This window comes from Streptococcus cristatus, from assembly GCF_003943535.1.
Lineage (GTDB): Bacteria > Bacillota > Bacilli > Lactobacillales > Streptococcaceae > Streptococcus > Streptococcus cristatus_L.
The window spans coordinates 1-19,481 of sequence record NZ_RJPU01000002.1 but is presented as its reverse complement, the minus strand read 5'-3'; the positions used below and the strand labels follow the sequence as shown (position 1 = coordinate 19,481).

The window sequence follows — 19,481 nt, the reverse complement described above, 5'->3', positions numbered from 1 at the left end:
TCCTCCATCTTTTCTATTTTATCATAAAAGTGGGGGAAATCCTCGCATAAAATACCGGTGGATAGATAATTTGAAGCTGCTTATTTTTTTCAGCCTGATAATAGCGATGAAAGTGCTGGTAATAGGGCGTTAAGTCTCTTGTTATTTGGCAAAAGGAGCTGGCTTGAACAGGCCGAACCTGCGGATAAAAATCCTCTACTGACTTGGTCAGAAGATTGTCTCCTTTCTGATAGAGCTGGGCTTGGAGCTTCATCCAGCGAGGCTGCTGGTAATAAAGCTGCTGACGAACATAGCGACAAATTTCAGGATCCTGCCTAGCCAGATAAATTTCTAGCCCCTGCCTCTGAAAGGGGCTGCGCAAGACTGATAACAGGCAGCCTTGGCCAAAAGGAAAGGATTTGACCTTGTACTGAGCACGCCCATGCAAGTCCTCGTGAATGAGATATTTAAGCCGAAGTTCCTGCTTTTTCTCATCCAATTCCCAAAGGTGAAAGCCCATATTTTGACTGAAATAAAGAAAGTCCTTTTGCAATTTCGTCAGCGACTGTTTTAACCATAATTTCTTGCCCAAGAGCCAAAGAACTTGATAACCATGCTGACGATAAGACAGCGTCCGTTCCTCAAGTCTTTCCTGACTGAGTGGACTGCATTGAACCTCCAGCGCTATACGGCCATCTATCAAAAGGTCGGCAATCTGCCTTATCTCAGGCAAAAAGGCCTCCACCTGCACCTCTTGGCTTTGCTTCCCCCAGCTATAAAGTCCAGCTTTCAAGTTCAAATGCTCCACACTTTCATTTTCCGTATAAAATGAACAATTTTCAAGAGAAATATGCGCAAAATGCGGTCGCATGACCCTTCCTTTTTTGAAGCGGACCACTCCCGAACAGGCCGGACAAAAGGTTTGTTCGCCTAGAGAAGGCTGATTTTCCATCGCATTCAGCAAAATCCCTTCTTCACTTTTCGCAATCAACATGAGCATCTCCCTTTCAAAACAATATCTTTTATATCTTTATTCGTAATTAAAACACCAAAGAGAGGGCTTGTGAAATGGAACGAAGTATTATTTATTCTCTCACTTATGTAATATACCCAAACAAAAACGAGCTGAAAAGTTTCCAAACTCGTTTTTTCTTATCCAAATAAATTCTGATTCTTTTTTTCAGGAACTTTCAAGAAGAGAGCAAGCAAGAGCACTAGACCTATAATGGCTGCCAACATGAAATTCATACTACCATAGCCAAAACGATCTAAGATAGACCCTGACATATTCTGGATGAAAATTGTTCCTAGATTTCTCCCTGTCTGTAGTAACGCAAAAGCGGTTACCAAATATTTTTCATCTACTAAATTTGCCACGATGCGCAGACTAAGCATAGTCAGTACCATGCCAGAAGCATGCTTGGAAAGCAGAGTGACTACGATTTTCGAACCCAAGCCAAAGTTTAAAGCATAAACTGCGTATTGAAGAAGCATCATACCTAAACAAATATAGAGCAACTTTTTGACAGCTATCTTATCCATGAAAAGGTAGGAATAAAAGATTAAGGGCGCCTCACACAATACAGAGACAGCTACGACTGTCGTTGCCCAATCAACACTCAAGCCACCGGATTCTAGCATGGACGGAATATAAGTGTGACCTGTATTGCCCACACCTGAGTAAAGGGCGACAAGAATGAGATAAAAAAGATAGGTTCTGTTTTTAAGAATAGCTGAAAAGAACGAATGGTCTCTTTTTTCAATTTTTTTAGTCAACCTATCCCGCTTAGGATTCATACCAAGAACCCCTAGAATACTCAGCAACATAGTCCCGATAAAGACCAGATAGATGGCCTGGGGAGAAATATTTTTATAAATCAAACCTGCCAGCTGTGAACCGACGGCATAACCGATTGTTCCCCAAATTCGGATTTTCCCATATTTATAAGGACTTTGGGTTGCCAGTACATCCATCACGGTGCCCACTCCATTTATGAGCATCAAGACAAAACTATACCAGATGGCTAAGAGCCATAGATTATCGGCCTCCATAAAAAAGATGTCTCCTAGGATAATCAGGAAAAAACTGATAAGCGAAACCCTCTTGATGCCAAGAGTATCCGTTAACAGCCCCATGATTGGCTGAGCCAGCATGGAAGAAAAGAAAGAAGCTGATACGACGATAGATACTTGACCAGCCGTGTACCCCTTATCCAGCATATAAACAGATATCAAGGTCGAAAACAATGAATTAGACAGAAAATAAAAATTATACATCAAAAAATAAGCCAAATAGCTATTAGAAAACTTTTTTCCCATCATCAAAACCTCTCCAAAAATAGAATAGAGAGTGGGACAGAAATCGGTAATTCGTTAGAATTCGATTTCGTCGTCCCACCTCCGCACAGTTGAGTAGGGCTGTAAAAGCTGATGAAATCAGCGTAGTAGAGCCCACTCAACCACTGCGTCTTGCTCGACAATCCAAAGACAATTGAGAGGCTAGGACTTTTGTCCCAGCCTCTATCTCAGCTTGCAAAATAAGCACAAGCCTTTATTTAAATCTTTGCTTTCTAGCTCTTGCTTTAGCTTTTCTCGATTTCCGATTCTCGATATAGAAAATCAGGATAATAATGACAATTGGCAAGGCAATTAACCAGCGGTTGCTTAGCAAGTCACTATACCAAGTTTTATTATTTTCTTTCTTAGTGACTTCTTCTTTGGCAGACTGGGTGACAGAAACATCGACTTCCTCCACTTTCATCTCATCAGAGATCTTTGGAGAGAGCGTGTACAGATCATTTCCAGCCTTCAAGACACCATTCTCAACTACAGGCTTTGCCTTCGCGTCTTTTTTGATTGTCGCATAAAAATCTTCTGGCAGATTGTAAGTTTTCCCATTAATCTCCTGCTTCCCTTTAGAGAACAGTTTCTTGTACTCGTAGTCAGCATAAGATTTTTCGATCAAGGCATTTCCAAATGGATGGCGGTAATATTCACCGTCTTGGTCAGACCAGTCACCAACACCCATGATAACGCCAATCACGCGCTGGTTTCCACGCTTGACAGTTGCAATGTAGTTAAAAGCACCGTTCGGACTTGAGCCCGTCTTCAGACCATCTACTCCCTCTAGAGCATAACGAGCACCCGGCAGAGAGTAATTATAAGTCTCAAATGTTTCTTCATAAGGCGTGCCAGCCTTGACAGTTACTTTAGCCTGATTGGTATAATTTAAAATATCTGGATAGTTCTTTACAAAATTATAAACTAAAATCCCTAAATCACGCGCAGTCGTTTGATTGCTAGCGTAGTTATTATATCTCTGAGGAGTATAGTAGCCTTTGAAGGAAACTGCCGCAGCACCACTAGCATTAAACCATTTGGTGTTGGTCATGCCTAGTTCCTGCGCTTTCGCGTTCATCTTGTCCAAGAAAGCATCGGGATCGTTATCTGATAGGTAATTTGCCAGCATCACTGTTGTTGCGTTAGAAGAGGGTACAACTGTCATGGTAATCAGCTCAGAAACAGTATAATTGACTCCAGCCACGATTTTATTATTGGAAATTTCATAAATTCCCGCAACCGCCTGATCTTGCGGTGTCGCCTTAATCACCGTATCTAAACTGAGTTTTCCCTCTTTAATGGCTTCAAAAACCAAGTACAAGGTCATGATCTTACTCATGCTGGCTGGATCGCGAACCTCATCAATGTTATCCTGCCACAGTATATCGCCCGTATTTCCGTCAATCATCAAAGATGACTTAGGGCGATTGATTGCTTGTACATTTTCATTGGGATACATTTTTCGTGCCATATCTACCAATTCATCTGCCGCAGCAGAAAGCGGTGATAGAAAGGCAGACAAAATCAATCCAAACACCAAAAACTTCTTCTTCACATTTATCCTCCAAAAAAATTCATTCCTAACTAGTATATCATATTTTTAATCAAGTTTTTGATAAATATAAAAAATCCTATCTAAAAATTAGATAGGAAATAGATTGTTAGGCTTCTAATAAACTTAGAGCTTCTTTGTCTGCAATAATCACGACATCTTCATGGCCTTGAAGGGCGCTAGCTGGCACAGCTTCTGTTACCTCTCCTCGGACTGTTCCTGCGATGGCTTGAGCTTTAGAAGCGCCATAGGCAAAGAGGATGATTGATTTTGCATCTAAGATATTCCGAATTCCCATTGAGATGGCTTGAGTCGGTACGTCCTCTATCTTCTCAAAGAAGCGAGCGTTCGCTTGGATAGTTGACTGCTCCAAATCGACGATATGAACAGTACTATCAAAGCTAGTTCCAGGCTCATTAAAACCAATATGCCCATTGGTACCAATTCCCAAAATTTGCAAATCTACTGGATGGTCAGCCAAGACTTGGTTGTAGCGTTTCACTTCTGCTTCCACATCTGCTGCTGCACCGTTTGGCAAAAAGCTTTCTTTGAAAGGCTTTTTATTAAATAGCTGCTCATTCATAAAGTAACGGTAAGACTGGGGATTATCTTCTGAAAGTCCCACATACTCATCCAAGTTTACACTGGTCAACTCTGATAAATCTAGGTCACTGGCAATGATTTGCTTGTAAAACTCAATCGGGCTACTTCCTGTTGCCAACCCCAATGTTTTGGCCCCCTGAGCTAGCTTTTCTTTCAAGATTTCTAAAGCTACTTTTGCGCCTTCTGCTTGATTCTCAACACGAATAACTTTCATTCTGTTCTCCTATTTTTCTTGATTGATTCCTTATTTTATTATATGGTATAGACCAATTTTTGTCAAGTAGATTCTACTTAATTTTTTCAAATTTTACTGAGAGACTTAGCGTCAAATCATGGTATAATAAAAGCATGCTATTACCAATGATTATAATTTTTTTACTCGGAATTGCCCTTTTTACCACTGGGCTTTTCTTAAAAAAACATCTAGGTGGCAACTAATTTTTTTATGCCTGGGAATTTTCTTTATCAGTATTCCCTTTTTACTTGCCGCCTACTATATTTGGATCATGAGAACTATTTAAGGAGATAGAATGAATACTGCTGATTTTGATTTTCACTTGCCGGAAGAACTGATTGCTCAAACCCCTCTGGAGAAGCGAGACTCTTCTCGCCTGCTCATTGTAGATCGGGAAACTGGCCAGTTTAGTGACCAACATTTTGACAATATTATTGACCAACTTGAGCCAGGTGATGCCTTGGTTATGAATAACACTCGTGTCCTGCCAGCCCGCCTTTATGGAACCAAACCTGAAACCGGCGGTCATGTAGAACTCCTACTCTTGAAAAATACCCAAGGAGACTTCTGGGAGGTTCTAGCCAAGCCTGCCAAACGACTCAGAGTCGGAACGCATGTTTCTTTCGGCGATGGTCGTTTGACTGCCACCGTTACAGAAGAGCTGGAGCACGGTGGACGGATTGTTCGCTTTGATTATCAGGGCATTTTCCTAGAAGTTCTAGAAAGTTTGGGTGAAATGCCCCTGCCGCCTTATATCCACGAGAAGCTAGAAGACCGTGAACGCTACCAGACAGTCTATGCCAAAGAAAACGGCTCCGCCGCTGCTCCAACCGCTGGCCTCCATTTCACAGAGGAATTGCTGGATAAAATTGCGGCTAAAGGCGTTAAACTCGTCTACCTGACGCTGCATGTCGGGCTCGGAACCTTCCGTCCTGTATCGGTTGACAATCTAGAAGAGCATGAGATGCATTCCGAATTTTATAGCTTATCTGAAGAAGCAGCTGAGACCCTACGCCAAGTCAAGGCAAGCGGCCACCGCATCGTTGCTGTCGGCACCACTTCTATCCGAACACTGGAAACAATCGGCAGCAAATTCGAAGGCCAGATCCAAGCAGACTCCGGCTGGACCAATATCTTTATCAAACCAGGCTATCAGTGGAAGATTGTCGATGCTTTTTCAACCAACTTCCACTTACCAAAATCAACCCTTGTCATGCTGGTATCAGCTTTTGCTGGACGCCAACTGACACTGCAAGCCTATGAGCATGCTATCGCTGAGCGCTACCGCTTCTTCAGCTTTGGCGACGCTATGTTTATCAAATAATACAGGTGAATCTATGAATAAAATCGAAAGTAGGCATCGCCTCATTCGCTCCCTCATCATGGAAAAAAGAGTCCATACCCAGCAGGAACTCCAAGAACTACTGGAAGCAAATGGCGTCATTGTCACCCAGTCTACTCTCTCTCGTGACATGAAAACTCTCAATCTAGTCAAGGTGACCGAAAACGACAGATCTTACTATGTCATTAACAGTATCGCCCCTTCTCGTTGGGAGAAAAGACTGCGCTTCTATATGGAAGATGCCCTCGTCATGCTCCGCCCCGTTCAGCATCAAGTTGTCATGAAAACCTTACCCGGACTAGCCCAATCTTTTGGTGCCATTTTAGACGCTCTGGAATTACCCCAGATTGTTGCTACCGTCTGTGGAGATGATGTCTGCCTGATCATCTGCGAAGATAATCAAGCTGCTATCGAATGCTTTGATAAACTCAAAGAATTTGCACCCCCATTTTTCTTTAGCAAATGACAAAAAAAGAGTTGGATTTTCCAACTCTTTTGTCATTTTTAGCAAGATTTTTTGCCAAGAAAATTAGTAGAACTAATATCTATCCTAGCAATTTTACTCTCCTGCCAAGCGGAAAATAGTCTCAGCATAGATATCCATCGCACGATAGAGATCTTCCAAAGACGCTCGTTCATTGGCCTGATGTTCCGTCTGCTCTACACCTGGGAAAAGAGCGCCAAAGGCCACACAATTTGGCATAGTCCGAGCAAAAGTTGCCCCACCAGAGGACATAGCTGGACTAGTATCGCCAGTCTTTTCTTGATAGATAGTCATCAGCGTGCTGACTAGTTCACTATCTTTAGGTACATAAAGCGGAGCCAGATAGTCAAACTCTTCATAGTCCAGCTGGTAGCGCCCAGCAATCTCTGCTAGTTTTGCCACTAGCTGATCTTTATCCGCCAAGACAGGAATCCGAATATCAATACGGATTTCAGACTTTTCTGAGTTCAGTGTCAGACCTGCAATGTTAAAGGAGAGTCTGCCAGACGGTTCATCCGAAATATCACCAAATAAACGGCCGCCAGTCGCATCTTCTCCCACTGCTTCTGCAATAAAGGCCAAGGCAGGATGAGCTTGTAAAGGCTGTAAAACTGTCGCCAGCCGAACAATAGCATTGATACCTTCAGCTGCATCCTTGGCATGCTTAGACAGGCCGAGAACAGTAACTTGTTGGTCATTTTGCTCGTATTCAAAAGCAGCTGCCTGCAAACCTGCCACGACCTGCTCTAAAAGCTCCCCTTGATAGCTGGCCTTGCCAGGCACAACATTAAAGGCCTCTCCTGCTTCTAAATCCAGCTGATCAGAGCCAGTACCATGCAGCTTGACTTGCAAGAGGCCTTTCTCAGCATAGGTCAGAGGGAAGGAAGAATCTGGCGCAAAGCCGAGCGTCGCTGTTTCTTCGAGTTCATTGTACCGCCCCATACAGCGCCAAAGTGTCTCTTCGTCCGTACCAAAGATAAACCGAACCCGCTTTTTAAATTTTACTCCGCTATCTAGCAGAGCCTTGACCGCGTAAAGAGCAGCCATTGATGGTCCCTTATCATCTTGGACACCACGTCCGAAGATCCAGCCGTCTTTGATAGTTGCCTCAAATGGCGGGATCCGCCAATCCGCCTCATCACCTGATGGAACAACATCCAAATGACAGAGAACGGCCAGAAGCTCTGCTCCCTGACCGATTTCTGCATATCCGTAATAACCTTTAGGGTCAAGATAGGTAGTGAAACCTAAGCCTCGACAAAGCTCTAAAGTTTTTTCTAGGACATCTTGGATTGCTTGTCCAAAAGGTGTTCCATTTTCTCCTTCATTGAGTACCGAAGGGTAGGAAATCAAAGTCTTTAATGATGTAAGAAATTCATCTTTAACTTGATTTGTTATATATGTTTTCATGGAATCACCTCACTCACTCTTTATAGGAATGGAATGAATGTTCCAAGGAGAAGAAGGGCGATAGTCACTACAATGATAGCAACTACAAGTTTGCCCATGAATTTCCACCAAGTACCAATGTTGATACGTCCAAGTGCAAGAGCTCCCATCACAATACCAGATGTTGGTGCGATCAAGTTCAAGACACCTGAAGCAGATTGGTAAGCAGTGATAATCAAGCTAGGACGTACATTGACAAATTCTCCGAGCGGAGCCATGATACCCATAGTCGCGCTGGCAAGACCAGATGAAGATGGGATCAAGAATGACATAGGTAGATAGAAGATATAAGTCAAAACGATAAAGACTTGTGAAGACAGACCGCTCAGGCCTTCTTTACCCCAGTTGAGGATAGTATCAGTAATCATACCATCGTTCATGATAACTTGGATACCACGGGCAATCGCTACGATCAAGGCTACACTGAGCAAATCAGCAGCACCATTCATGAAGGCAGAGATAATCTTGTCTTCTTTAAGACCATAAACAACACCGATAAGGATACCCATAAAGGCGAAGAGCATTGCGCCTTCTGGGAAGTACCAAGTACCCAAAGCAGCTGTAGATGAGCCAACAATCTTACCGATAACTGGAAGACCAGTCAACCAAGTATTTAAGTCTCCAAAGAGAGTAATACCTAAGTCACTCCATGGAATGAAACTCAAGACCATCAAGACGAAGGTCAGTACAAAGAGAACAAAGACATGTTTTTGTTTCTTAGTAAGAGTTGAGTTGACATTTTCTTCGTCTTCACCAACATTGAAGAATTTCATATCTTCATCACGTGTTGCATAAGTGAGAGACTTAGTTGGATCTTTTTGAATCTTATCAGCATACTTGTAAACGAACCAAGTGCTAAGACCAGTTAAAGCAAACCAGAAAATCAAACGAAGGATAATCCCTTCACCAAGACCTACACCTGCAGTTGATGAAGCAATACCTGTCGCAAATGGGTTCAAAGTAGATGCCAAACATCCAATTTGTGAACCGAGCAAGATAATGGCAACCCCAGTCAAGCTATCAAATCCAACAGCCATCATAACTGGCACAAGGAGAGGATAGAAGGCCATGGTTTCTTCACCCATACCATAAGTTGTACCACCGAGGGCAAACAAAGGCATGAGGACCAAAATCAACATCTTTTCGCGGCCCTTGTACTTCTTCACAATAGAAGCAATACCAGTGTCTAGCATACCAGTTTCATTGACAACACCAAGGAAACCACCAACCATGAGGATGAAGAAGGCTACATCGATCGCTGCACTTGTCTCTTTAATCAGCGAGCCTTCCTCTGGATGAGTACCTAGCATCGCCCGAATCGGTGCCATGAGAACATCCCAAATCCCTTGCGGATTTTGAGGTTGGGCTTTATAAACACCATCCACAAAGGCACCCGCAGGGATGATCCAAGTCAACACTGCCATAATAGCAATGATTATCAACAAGACGGTATAAGATGAAGGCATCTTAAACCCTTTTTTAGCTTTTTCACTCATTTGTTTTTCCTCCTAATGTCTAACAAAGTGCAAAAAACCAACCACTTTCTTAAATAAATATTTAAGAAAAACGCTTTCTATTTATATTTATTTTACCACATTAAGGTCTAAAAAACTAGTATTTTTTGAAAATATCGCATTTATTTTCAAGAAATATTCCTAACTTGATATAAAGACGTTAGAAATACCATATATTTTACTAGTAAAATAGCTTATTCTTTTTCAATAATTGTTCCGCTTTCAGATTCAATCAAAGCGCCAAGATTTTCAAGGGAAGTAATAACTGCTTTTCCTTCTGGACGGCCGTTGACAAAAGCGATAGCTGCTTCTACTTTTGGAAGCATGCTTCCTGGGGCAAATTGGTCTTGTTTGATATATTCTTCCAGCTGAGCGACATTCACATGTTCCAACTTTTCTTGGTCTGGTTTGTTATAGTTGACAAAGACGTAATCTACACCAGTCAAGACGATGAAGAGGTCAGCTTCGACTAATTCCGCCAAGCGTTGAGAAGCAAAATCCTTATCAATAACAGCTTCAACACCAGCCAAATGACCGTTGTCTTCCTTGATGACTGGAATTCCGCCACCACCAGCAGCAACGACCACTTGACCAGCATTCAAGAGGGTACGAATTGTTTCGATTTCCTTGATATCAACAGGTTTTGGTGAAGCAACGACTTTGCGCCAACCGCGACCAGCATCCTCTTTGAAAGTCGCTCCGCTCTTTTCAGCTTCTGCTTTTGCTTCTTCTTCTGAATAGAAAGGACCGATTGGTTTGCTCAAGTTAACAAAAGCTGGGTCATTTTTATCGACAACAACTTGTGTCACAACTGAAGCAACATCTTTTTCGATGCCTTCATCCAAGAGAGCATTTTGCAAGGCATTTTGCAGCCAGAAACCGATGCTACCTTCTGTCATAGCAACAAGTGAATCGAGTGGGAAAGCAGGGTTCTTTTCAGAATCAGCAGCCAAGTGTTGGAGCAAAAGATTTCCAACTTGAGGACCATTACCGTGAGTGATGATCAAATCATCCCCATTTTTGATCAATTTTACAAGGTGCTTAGCTGTTTCCACCAAAGCTTCCTGTTGAGCTTTTGCTGATGGATCAGAAGAAAGAATCGCATTTCCTCCCAAAGCCACTACTATTTTACGATTTGCCATAAATTCTCCTTTATCACATTCAATTGAATGCCTTTAGATTTCTGTTTAATATTTTTTCAAATTTTTATAAGAAATAACAGATTTCCATCATATAAAAGAGGACTGGACTAAAGCTATTAGTCGCAGCCCTCATAGCTGTTGGTATTACGGTTTATAAATTATACTTTTGGAATGTAAAGGTTGCCGAGTGTAGCAGCCATAACAGCTTTGATTGTGTGCATACGGTTTTCTGCTTGGTCAAAGTGGCGAGCGTATTTGCTGCGGAAGACTTCGTCTGTTACTTCCATTTCTTCTACGCCAAATTTTTCAGCGACATCTTTACCGTAAACAGTATTTGTATCGTGGAATGCTGGCAAGCAGTGCAAGAAGATCAAGTCTTCATTGTCAGCTTTCTTCACCAATTCCATGTTAACTTGGTAAGGTTTCAAAAGTGCAACGCGTTCTGCGAATTTATCTTCTTCACCCATAGATACCCAAACGTCTGTGTAAAGTACATCTGCACCTTTAACAGCTTCGTCTGCATCTTCCGTGATGAGGATGTGTGCGCCGCTTTCTTTAGCAAAGCCTTCTGCCAATTCAACAATTTCTTTTTCTGGGAAGAGTTCTTTTGGTGAGAAGATGTGAACGTTAACGCCAAGGATAGCTCCTGTTACCAGCAAGCTGTTGGCAACGTTGTTACGTCCATCACCACAGTAAACCAATGTCAAGCCTTCCAAACGACCAAAGTTTTCTTGGACTGTCAAATAGTCAGCAAGCATTTGAGTTGGGTGCCATTCATCAGTCAAACCGTTCCATACTGGAACACCTGAGAATTCTGCCAATTCTTCTACCATGCGTTGGCTGAAACCACGGAATTCAATCCCGTCAAACATACGTCCCAATACTTTAGCAGTATCTTCTGTAGATTCTTTCTTACCAAGCTGAATATCATTAGCACCAAGGTATTCTGGATGTGCACCAAGGTCAATAGCTGCTGTAGTAAAGGCTGCACGCGTACGAGTAGATGTTTTTTCAAACAAGAGGGCGATATTCTTACCAGCAAGATAGTGGTGTTGAATATTGCGTTTCTTTAAGTCTTTCAAGTGAGCTGAAAGTCCGATTAGGTATTCTAATTCTGCACGAGTAAAGTCTTTTTCTGCAAGGAAGCTACGTCCTTGGAATACTGAATGTGTCATTCTGTTATTTCCTCTTTCTAGTTATTAAATTTCTATTGATAAATTGTCGAACACGAATTAAACTTCTTCACGTTCAAATGGCATAGACATACAACGAGGTCCACCACGGCCCCGAACCAATTCACTTCCGCGAATCTTAATCAAGCGAAGCCCGTATTCTTCCAAAATCTTGTTGGTTACGGTATTGCGGTCATACACCACTACCACACCAGGAGCGATAGTCAAGGTGTTAGAACCGTCATTCCATTGTTCACGTCCAGCTGCTACGATATTGCCGCCACCGCAACGAATCAAATGAACTTTTTCTACGCCAAGGTTTTGAGCCAGAAGCTCAGCCAAGTCACCTTTTTCTTCAACGATCTTCAGTTTTTCGTTTTCATAAGTAACGGAGTAAACGCGAAGGTCGCCTTCGATTTCTGGGTGAATGGTGAACTTGTCATAGTCAACCATAGTGAAGACAGTGTCCAAGTGCATGAATTTACGGTTGTTAGCAAATTCAAAGGCCAATACTTTCTTGAAGCCAACATTCTTCTTGAAGATGTTCACCAAAAGTTTTTCGATAGATGCTGCGTCTGTACGTTGAGAAATACCAACTGCCAATACATCTTTAGAAAGAACTAACTCATCTCCACCTTCGATACGAGTATCTTCTTCACGGTTGTAAACCAATTCCACTTTTCCAGCGTATTCTGGGTGATATTTGAAGATGTATTTACCGTAAAGTGTTTCACGGTTACGAGTATCTGCAAACATGTGGTTGAGCGATACGGCATTACCAATGGTAGCAAATGGGTCGCGTGTGAAGTAAAGGTTTGGCATTGGATCAATCGCAAATGGATAATCTGATTCTACCAAGTCAGTCAGACCTTTCGCTTCGTCAGGGATTTCTGGCAATTCAGCTTTTTGAACCCCGGCCATTGTCTTTTCAACCAACTCTTGGTTGTCCTTGATACCATGCAGCAATTCACGAATAGCTTTCTTCGTTTCGCGTCCACGAATATTTGCTTCTTCCAAATATTCTTCGATGAACTGTTCACGAATTTCTGGAGAAATCAAGGATTCAGCAGCCAATTTTTCGAGATAAAGAACTTCAATTCCTTCATCACGAAGAGCTTGAGCGAATGCATCATGTTCTTTTTGAGCATCTTCCAAGAAAGGAATGTCATCAAAAAGAAGACGTTCTAGGTAGTCCGGTAGCAAGTTTTCCAGCTCTTTGCCCGGACGGTGCAACATAACTTTTTTCAGTTTTCCAATTTCTGAGAAAACATGAATTGGATGTGTAGACATCTATTGTCCTCCTTTTCGTTGAGGTTTGGTTTCCCAATCCCTTTTATGCTATTATTCTATCACGAATTGGAAAGGCTTACACCTAAAATCTTACATTACAAATGCCAAATCCTTTGCGTTTTTTATAAAACATTATCATTTTTATTTATTTTAAAGCGTTTTCTTTGCATATTTTGATTGTTCTATTATTTTTAGGAATATATATTTTTTTAAAAAAAATATATGTTCAATTAATATTAGAATATGATCAAAAAAACTTTTAAATGTGTAAAAATGTTTGAAAAAAGCCAATCAAATGATTGATTAGCTTCCTTCAAAATATCTCATAAAGTAATCTTTATTCTTAAATGTCAATTTTTTATGCTCGTAGTCAATCACTCCTTCTTCTCTTAGTTTTTTTAGAACCTGATTGACTGTTTCACGTGTAGTAGCTCCTAGCTTGGCCAACTCTTTCATACTCATTGGAAATGGAAGTGTATTCTGCTCTTTGCACAGATCCATGCATAAAATAGATAAAGACTGGATCACGCGATCCGTAGCACTGGCTGAGACGACATTGCGCAAGCGCAATTCCTGAAATTCTAAAATCTGTGATAAACGCTTGGTGATAAACAACAGCTGATCGACATTCTTTTTTGAATAGTCTTCAAACAAGTCCATAGGAATGCTGAAATACTCGACATTGGTGACCGCGCTAGCCGTATAATGATAACGCTCATCGAAAAACATACCTCCATATGGAAACACACTATTCATTTTAATATAATCCATATAAGAAAAAGTATCAGTTGAATCATACTGTTCGATACGAACATAGCCTCGATGCAGGAGGAAAAGACGATCCCTGCGATCCCCCGAAAAGAAGATAATCTGTCCCTTGGGGATCTTGCGGAATTGAATCTCAATAGCAATCTTATCAAAAATTTCCACAGGAAAATGTGCAAATGCTGGATGCTGTCTAATAATCTGATAATGTTCCTTATTGATCATAATAACCCTTCTTACTTGCTATTAGTATTATAGCATAAATCCGCTTACAGGCAGAAAACAGCCATTATAAAAATAAGAAAGCCTAGCAAAACTAAAAGATGTGCCCACTTTCTATTCATGGGTTTTCTATCCGCCTGAACTTTTTTCGGCAGATAATTTCCCATAATTATAAAAACCACACCAACGATCACAGTTGCTATTTTACGGATATCAAAGTCCTCGTCTAAGCTCTCATAAATAGTCGCCATATAGAGTAAGACAAAGCTAAAGGGAAAGATCCAGCGAATAAGGTGTTTAAAAGCGGGATTTAAGATATCTTTAGCAACAGTAGACCAATAAATTATAACTTCTAGCAGCATCATGATAATTGGAAAAGCAGAAACTACTAGAAACTTAGGTAAAAAAGCATTTCCTTTTCCAGATAAGTCAAAGTGAATAGCCAAGTTTTCTGGTAATGTTTGATAGACCCAGACGGCATATAAAACTGGCAAGAGCATGACGCCAAGTGCCCAACCTAATTCTTGTAAACTATTTTTTTTCATTTTCGTTTCCTCCTCCAAGAGATTGAAACCAGACAAGAATTTCTTCAAAAACAGTGACATCTAAGCTGTAATAAATAAAGTTCTTCTGCTTTTCTTCTATGAGCAGACCGGCTTTCTTTAGCTGAGAGAGGTGGTAGGATACCGTCGCAGGAGTCAGCTCAAAAGCTTGAGCAATTTCCCCTGCTGACTTCGGACCATGCTTGAGCATTTCCAGAATCCCCCTCCGAACTGGATCAGCTAGGGCTTTAAGCGTTTGACTGATCCCCATGATTAGACCTTTCTTTCAGGTAAACTTTCAAGATTTTCTTGGTCAGAAAGACTAGTGCCACTACTTCTACCAAGAGCAGAGCTTCAACTGCAAGTGGCGGAAGAACGCCTACCTGAGCCAGAGCAGGCGCTAAGTCAATCAGGGCGTGAAGTCCCAGAGCGGCTAAAAAATACACTGGCGCCTTCTCCTTGACCGCCTTCCAAACCCAGAAGGTCAGTAGAATTTGGATGAGAATAGCCAAGATCCGTTCAAGAGCCAAAAGATAGATACTGCCAGCGCTCATGGAACGGACATTGTCAATAATTGCTTGAGGAATTTGAGCCAGCATCTGAGCATTCCCCTGAGTCACTACTTGAGCTATAACCCAAAGGTTTAAGAGACTAACAATACCAACAAACAAAGCCTCAATACCACCATGCCCCAAGCCATAGGCCACGCCATCCCTAAAGGTCAGTGGACGCTTCTTTTGCAGCCAGTAAAAGATGACCCAGCGACCTGTTTCTTCAAAAATAGCTGCCGCAGCAACAGCATAAAGAACGTATAGCCAAGGATTTTCCGTCCGCAAAGCAATAGTCCCATCAGCCTGAGGCTGTAAAACGATACGATGCAAGATATTTTCCAGAACCTGACTAGACAGATAAAAGCCAACTCCCCCTAAAAGAAAGACTAATAAAGAAATGTGCTTGGTCTTTTTAAAATAAACCAAAGGAACAAGGACTGCTCCTAAAATCAGCAGCATAGCAATCAAGATATGAATGGAAATCATCGTTTTTCTCCTGAACTGTTTAGATTTTTTTCTAAATAGATTATACATCTTTCTTTTCTTTCTGTCAAATCTATTTTGATTTTTTTCTAAATAGATTTCAATCTAAAAGTCATCAAGCTTTACTGCAATTAAAAACCAAAAATACGCCCAGATTTTCATCTAAAGCGTATTTTTTCTGATTTCTATTAGATTAGTTCATATTAACTCGGTGCCACTCATTGATGATATAGGCAATTTGACCGACCTGATCAATACCAACTCCGCTGATCTCCTCACTGGCTTCTGTGCTGCCACCTAGATAGGCTGTATAAAGTGCCACAATATAGGGCTTCTCCTCCATGACAATAGCATCAACATTAAGAGCCCCTCTAACATACCCAGGCTTTTGGTAAATTGTCAAATCGTATAAATAACGCTTGTAATATTCACCAGGGAAGGAAACACCGATAAAATAAAGAATGTCCTTGTATTTTTCTTGATTATTCCACAGATACTCCAGAACTTGAATATAGTAGTCCGTTGTTGTTTTATTCTCTCTACTAATCGTCTTGATTTTAGCTTTTGACCGACCATACCTTTCAAACATGCTGTAGGCCTTATCCATACCACCTAATCGCTCTGCTAGCGCATAAGCGGGCGTATTTTCAGAGTAGACTAGGGAATACTCCTGCATATCAGGAATAGACATGGCGCCATTGAAGGCCGCTACATAGTTATCGTGCTCTCCCTTGTATTCATAGCTGGTATTGGTAATATCAAACCGCTCTTCCAGCGATAATTTTCCTGCTGCTACCTCATCAACAACCAACATATTCAGGGGGAGTTTATAGGTAGATCCTGCTGTCATAGGCTGGGTATCATTCATGGCATAAGTTTGCCCACTCGTCAGATCTTTATAAGAAAAAGCAATCTGCGAAGAGTCAATTCCCATGTCATCCATGTAAGCCTGAATAACTTGTGGCAAGGTCATATTTGCATAATCGTAAGATAAACCCAAGGCTTCCATGGTTGGAAGGTCTTGCTCTATCACCTCTTGCTTCTCTTCCATCGTCTTGCTAGCACGCGCAGTCCCCTCAGACTTCGTTTCTTCTCCTTCTGTAGAATGTGAGGAAGCGATTGATTGATCTGCTTCTGCTATCTTTTTATCAGCTCGCTGTGGCTCCACCAAAAGACCCAAACAACAAATAAATAAGAAAACACCACCGAACCAGCAAGCCAGTTTCTTTATGTCATTTTTAATCAAAGTTTTTCTCCTAATATTTTAGTATTATAAAAGATTCTCATTAAAATAACAAGTAGAAAGGGCAATTTAAGGGCATTTAAAAACGAATCATTGCGATCCGTTTTATAATTCTATTATTTAGCTGCTGCGTAGAGTTCATCTACTTTCTTCCAGTTGATCACTGAGAAGAAAGCCTTGATGTAGTCAGGACGCACGTTGCGATATTTCACATAGTAAGCATGTTCCCAAACGTCCAAGCCGAGGATTGGTGTCTTACCTTCTGAGATTGGTGTATCTTGGTTCGCTGTTGAAGTTACTTCAAGTTTCCCTTCTTTGTTGACAACCAACCATGCCCAACCAGAACCGAAACGAGTTGTTGCTGCTGCAGTGAAGGCTGCTTGGAATTCTTCGAATGAACCGAATGTCGCATCGATCGCTGCTGCAAGTTCTGCTGAAGGAGCTGTCTTTTCAGGAGTCATCAATTCCCAGAAAAGAGCGTGGTTCAAGTGTCCACCACCGTTGTTGATCACTGCTTGACGAATATCAGCCGGAATAGACTCAACATCTGCCAACAGTTTTTCTAAATCTTCACCAATTTCAGGGTGTTTTTCAAACGCTGCATTTACGTTATTTACGTAAGTTTGATGGTGCTTGTCATGGTGAAGGTGCATTGTTTCCTCATCGATGTAAGGTTCCAAAGCGTCGTATGCATAAGGTAGATCTGGTAAAATAATTGCCATTTACTTGTCCTCATTTTCTTTATTATTATACAAATCATAACGTAAAAACGCACATTTTTCAACTATTTTGCTTATAAATTTTGCTAAGCTTTTAGAAGTTTCCTGTTGCGATTTTCAGCAAGGCGAGCTCGAAAAGGTAGTCCTTGTCATAAAGGCCAGACTTGATCTGGTAGTCCGTTTCAATCAAGCAGGTCAGGGTTCTTTTAAGAAAGCTGAGGCTAAGCCCACGCACATCCTTTAGTGCAAACTTGACTTGGAAGGGATTCATCTTGCGTCCAAGATAGTCTGATAAATCCGACACGATTTGGCTCTCGGATCGGCCATTGTCCGCCAAAATCTTGACCTGAGTAAACATCCGAAACTGGCCTAACATGATGGCAATCAGCTTGATTTCATCTTCACCCTGCAAGGTCAGATCGCGCACCAAACTCCGTGCAGCATCAATTTGTTTCTGTAAAATCAGCTGAGTCAAATCAAAAATATTGTCCTGCAAGGTTTTGGGAATGGCCTCAGCGATATCTTCCAGACTGACTTGCCCCGACTCTTTGTAAGACTTCAGAAAAGCCAAGTTCTTACTGATTTCGCTAAAATGAAAGCCTGATTTGATCAGCAAATGGTCAAAAGCCTTCGGAGCGAACTCCAGACCTTCAAGCTGGGCTTGTTTGGTAAAATACTGACGTAAGTCTGCTTCCTTAATCTCAGCTGCTTCAAAGATCTGTCCATCTCGCTTGAGTATCTTGACTAGTCGGCGTTTGCTGTCTAGCTTGCCTTCCGCAAAAATGACCAATTTGGTCGTGCTACTAGGATTTTCCAAATACTGCTCAAAGGACTTGACCTCTTCATCCGATAAATAGCGCTTTTTCGCTGTTGTTAGATCCGCAAAATGATCTAAAATAATAATCTTTTCATCCGCAAAAAAGGGCAGGCTGACTAAATCTAACTCCACATCTGCATAAGACGTTTCTTTCATATCAAACAACGTGACATTCAAATCCGCTGGATCGTAGTTGATCTGCTTCATAAACTCGTCTTTTAACAGCTCAAATTGCCCCAAGTCGTCTCCCGTCAAAATCGTTAAAGGCGGAAGGTTTTCGGGAGTGATGTTTCTAATTTTTTCAATTGCTAACACAGTGGCACTCCCTTCTATTCTCTTGATTCTTAGTCATGTATAAATTGTAACAAAAAACAGCAGGAAAGTCTGCTGTTTTTTATCATTCTGACTAGAATATCAGAGACTAAAAGAATTGCCCCAACTGCATGATGATTGTGACCAAGAGGGTGATAAGAAAAAGAATACCGCCTAACATTGCAATCATACTAAACTCTTGCTTCTCTCTTTTCAACGGTTTTCTACGATTATCTAGCTGCTCTTTGATATGTTCCTGCAGAATTCCCTTTTTCTTCTCTGGCATGATTTTCCTCCTTTACTAAATCTGCATAAAGGAACTTGCCCTCATCGAAAGCAAGTTCTCATGTATCTGGTTAAAGAATGGCCTTATATTGCTCCAAACTAGCCTGATTAGCAGCCTGTTTCTGTCTAGTAAGTGCTGCTTCCATCTCTGATGAATGGGCAAGGGCACTTTGAATTTTATCCACCATGCCTGAGACATTTTCTGGCGCATAAATGTGATCATCCGCAATAAATCGACGACTATGGCAAGTATTTTTGAAGCTGAGAATCAACATGTTGTTCTCAAAAGCTGTGCGACAAGCATTTAGGATTTCATCGCTGATATTGATATCCAGATACAAGTCACAGCGAGCAAAAAGTTCATTCACCTTAGCTGGACGAATATTAGGGTAGAGGGAAATATTCGGATAGCGATTTAATTCCATCAAATGGCTTGACAT

At 41.4% G+C, this 19,481-nt stretch carries 19 protein-coding genes and 1 pseudogene; 2 read left to right on the top strand and 18 right to left on the bottom strand.

All coding sequences use genetic code 11. The annotated features are described in order from the left end of the window. Positions 1-13 precede the first annotated feature (13 nt). The 4 genes from D8790_RS03290 to nagB all read right to left on the bottom strand — a co-directional run bounded on the left by D8790_RS03290 (position 14) and on the right by nagB (position 4,688). Positions 14-973 (bottom strand): competence protein CoiA, encoded by a 960-nt coding sequence (locus D8790_RS03290; RefSeq protein ID WP_125387590.1) that lies wholly within the window; start codon positions 971-973, stop codon positions 14-16. Positions 974-1,131: 158 nt separating this feature from the next. Beyond that, positions 1,132-2,298 (bottom strand): MFS transporter, encoded by a 1,167-nt coding sequence (locus D8790_RS03285; RefSeq protein ID WP_185761912.1) that lies wholly within the window; start codon positions 2,296-2,298, stop codon positions 1,132-1,134. A gap of 232 nt (positions 2,299-2,530) precedes the next feature. Further along, on the bottom strand, positions 2,531-3,874 hold the full coding sequence (locus D8790_RS03275; protein ID WP_125387588.1) for a D-alanyl-D-alanine carboxypeptidase: 1,344 nt from the start codon (positions 3,872-3,874) through the stop codon (positions 2,531-2,533). Between the two features lie 106 nt (positions 3,875-3,980). Beyond that, complete coding sequence (gene nagB / locus D8790_RS03270) at positions 3,981-4,688, bottom strand: glucosamine-6-phosphate deaminase (RefSeq protein ID WP_125387587.1); 708 nt, start codon at positions 4,686-4,688, stop codon at positions 3,981-3,983. Between the two features lie 316 nt (positions 4,689-5,004). Here nagB and queA point away from each other — a divergent pair, with 316 nt between their 5' ends. Continuing rightward, a complete protein-coding gene (gene queA, locus D8790_RS03265) occupies positions 5,005-6,033 on the top strand; it encodes a tRNA preQ1(34) S-adenosylmethionine ribosyltransferase-isomerase QueA (protein ID WP_125387586.1) in 1,029 nt (342 codons plus the stop codon). Positions 6,034-6,046: 13 nt separating this feature from the next. Then, on the top strand, positions 6,047-6,517 hold the full coding sequence (locus tag D8790_RS03260; RefSeq protein WP_125382432.1) for an arginine repressor: 471 nt from the start codon (positions 6,047-6,049) through the stop codon (positions 6,515-6,517). Positions 6,518-6,610: 93 nt separating this feature from the next. On the opposite strand, the gene D8790_RS03255 is transcribed toward D8790_RS03260, so the two are convergent. From D8790_RS03255 to D8790_RS03190, 14 genes and pseudogenes are all read right to left on the bottom strand, one after another. After that, a complete protein-coding gene (locus D8790_RS03255) occupies positions 6,611-7,945 on the bottom strand; it encodes a dipeptidase (protein ID WP_125387585.1) in 1,335 nt (444 codons plus the stop codon). Positions 7,946-7,965: 20 nt separating this feature from the next. Continuing rightward, positions 7,966-9,480 (bottom strand): YfcC family protein, encoded by a 1,515-nt coding sequence (locus tag D8790_RS03250; RefSeq protein ID WP_045499182.1) that lies wholly within the window; start codon positions 9,478-9,480, stop codon positions 7,966-7,968. Between the two features lie 212 nt (positions 9,481-9,692). Then, positions 9,693-10,640 (bottom strand): carbamate kinase, encoded by a 948-nt coding sequence (gene arcC / locus D8790_RS03245; protein WP_045499180.1) that lies wholly within the window; start codon positions 10,638-10,640, stop codon positions 9,693-9,695. Positions 10,641-10,798: 158 nt separating this feature from the next. Further along, entirely contained in the window at positions 10,799-11,815 is a 1,017-nt protein-coding gene (argF, locus tag D8790_RS03240) for an ornithine carbamoyltransferase (protein WP_005590765.1), read from the bottom strand. A 57-nt stretch (positions 11,816-11,872) separates the two neighbouring features. After that, the gene (gene arcA / locus D8790_RS03235) at positions 11,873-13,102 is read right to left on the bottom strand and encodes an arginine deiminase (RefSeq protein WP_005590767.1); all 1,230 of its coding nucleotides are present in this window, start codon (positions 13,100-13,102) and stop codon (positions 11,873-11,875) included. Positions 13,103-13,405: 303 nt separating this feature from the next. Beyond that, positions 13,406-14,092, bottom strand: a complete 687-nt coding sequence (locus tag D8790_RS03230) for a Crp/Fnr family transcriptional regulator (RefSeq protein WP_125387584.1) — start codon at positions 14,090-14,092, stop codon at positions 13,406-13,408. Between the two features lie 44 nt (positions 14,093-14,136). Next, a complete protein-coding gene (locus D8790_RS03225; RefSeq protein ID WP_125387583.1) occupies positions 14,137-14,634 on the bottom strand; it encodes a DUF1648 domain-containing protein in 498 nt (165 codons plus the stop codon). After that, positions 14,621-14,902, bottom strand: a complete 282-nt coding sequence (locus tag D8790_RS03220; RefSeq protein WP_002896078.1) for an autorepressor SdpR family transcription factor — start codon at positions 14,900-14,902, stop codon at positions 14,621-14,623. The genes D8790_RS03225 and D8790_RS03220 overlap by 14 nt, the downstream gene beginning before the upstream one ends. After that, positions 14,880-15,668, bottom strand: coding sequence for a YhfC family glutamic-type intramembrane protease (locus D8790_RS03215; protein WP_125387582.1), 789 nt, complete (start codon positions 15,666-15,668; stop codon positions 14,880-14,882). The genes D8790_RS03220 and D8790_RS03215 overlap by 23 nt, the downstream gene beginning before the upstream one ends. 190 nt (positions 15,669-15,858) lie before the next feature. Continuing rightward, a complete protein-coding gene (locus tag D8790_RS03210) occupies positions 15,859-16,911 on the bottom strand; it encodes a serine hydrolase (protein ID WP_125387581.1) in 1,053 nt (350 codons plus the stop codon). A gap of 113 nt (positions 16,912-17,024) precedes the next feature. Next, a complete protein-coding gene (sodA, locus tag D8790_RS03205; protein WP_125387580.1) occupies positions 17,025-17,630 on the bottom strand; it encodes a superoxide dismutase SodA in 606 nt (201 codons plus the stop codon). A gap of 91 nt (positions 17,631-17,721) precedes the next feature. Beyond that, positions 17,722-18,759 carry a DNA polymerase III subunit delta gene (gene holA, locus D8790_RS03200; protein WP_125387579.1) on the bottom strand — a complete coding sequence of 346 codons (1,038 nt, stop codon included), beginning with the start codon at positions 18,757-18,759 and terminating at the stop codon, positions 17,722-17,724. Positions 18,760-18,865: 106 nt separating this feature from the next. After that, on the bottom strand, positions 18,866-19,042 hold the full coding sequence (locus D8790_RS03195) for an XRE family transcriptional regulator (RefSeq protein WP_125387578.1): 177 nt from the start codon (positions 19,040-19,042) through the stop codon (positions 18,866-18,868). A 70-nt stretch (positions 19,043-19,112) separates the two neighbouring features. Beyond that, positions 19,113-19,481, bottom strand: a pseudogene (locus D8790_RS03190) (accessory Sec system glycosylation chaperone GtfB); the annotation flags it as partial.

What these genes read in the sequence shown, in the direction of transcription:
- queA (WP_125387586.1), top strand. Translation starts at nt 5,005, where the DNA reads ATGAATACTGCTGATTTTGATTTTCACTTGCCGGAAGAACTGATTGCT.
- D8790_RS03260 (WP_125382432.1), top strand. Translation starts at nt 6,047, where the DNA reads ATGAATAAAATCGAAAGTAGGCATCGCCTCATTCGCTCCCTCATCATG.
- argF (WP_005590765.1), bottom strand. Translation starts at nt 11,815, where the DNA reads ATGACACATTCAGTATTCCAAGGACGTAGCTTCCTTGCAGAAAAAGAC.
- D8790_RS03290 (WP_125387590.1), bottom strand. Translation starts at nt 973, where the DNA reads ATGTTGATTGCGAAAAGTGAAGAAGGGATTTTGCTGAATGCGATGGAA.
- arcC (WP_045499180.1), bottom strand. Translation starts at nt 10,640, where the DNA reads ATGGCAAATCGTAAAATAGTAGTGGCTTTGGGAGGAAATGCGATTCTT.
- D8790_RS03220 (WP_002896078.1), bottom strand. Translation starts at nt 14,902, where the DNA reads ATGGGGATCAGTCAAACGCTTAAAGCCCTAGCTGATCCAGTTCGGAGG.
- D8790_RS03225 (WP_125387583.1), bottom strand. Translation starts at nt 14,634, where the DNA reads ATGAAAAAAAATAGTTTACAAGAATTAGGTTGGGCACTTGGCGTCATG.
- D8790_RS03195 (WP_125387578.1), bottom strand. Translation starts at nt 19,042, where the DNA reads ATGCCAGAGAAGAAAAAGGGAATTCTGCAGGAACATATCAAAGAGCAG.
- D8790_RS03250 (WP_045499182.1), bottom strand. Translation starts at nt 9,480, where the DNA reads ATGAGTGAAAAAGCTAAAAAAGGGTTTAAGATGCCTTCATCTTATACC.
- D8790_RS03215 (WP_125387582.1), bottom strand. Translation starts at nt 15,668, where the DNA reads ATGATTTCCATTCATATCTTGATTGCTATGCTGCTGATTTTAGGAGCA.
- arcA (WP_005590767.1), bottom strand. Translation starts at nt 13,102, where the DNA reads ATGTCTACACATCCAATTCATGTTTTCTCAGAAATTGGAAAACTGAAA.
- nagB (WP_125387587.1), bottom strand. Translation starts at nt 4,688, where the DNA reads ATGAAAGTTATTCGTGTTGAGAATCAAGCAGAAGGCGCAAAAGTAGCT.
- sodA (WP_125387580.1), bottom strand. Translation starts at nt 17,630, where the DNA reads ATGGCAATTATTTTACCAGATCTACCTTATGCATACGACGCTTTGGAA.
- D8790_RS03255 (WP_125387585.1), bottom strand. Translation starts at nt 7,945, where the DNA reads ATGAAAACATATATAACAAATCAAGTTAAAGATGAATTTCTTACATCA.
- D8790_RS03230 (WP_125387584.1), bottom strand. Translation starts at nt 14,092, where the DNA reads ATGATCAATAAGGAACATTATCAGATTATTAGACAGCATCCAGCATTT.
- D8790_RS03285 (WP_185761912.1), bottom strand. Translation starts at nt 2,298, where the DNA reads ATGGGAAAAAAGTTTTCTAATAGCTATTTGGCTTATTTTTTGATGTAT.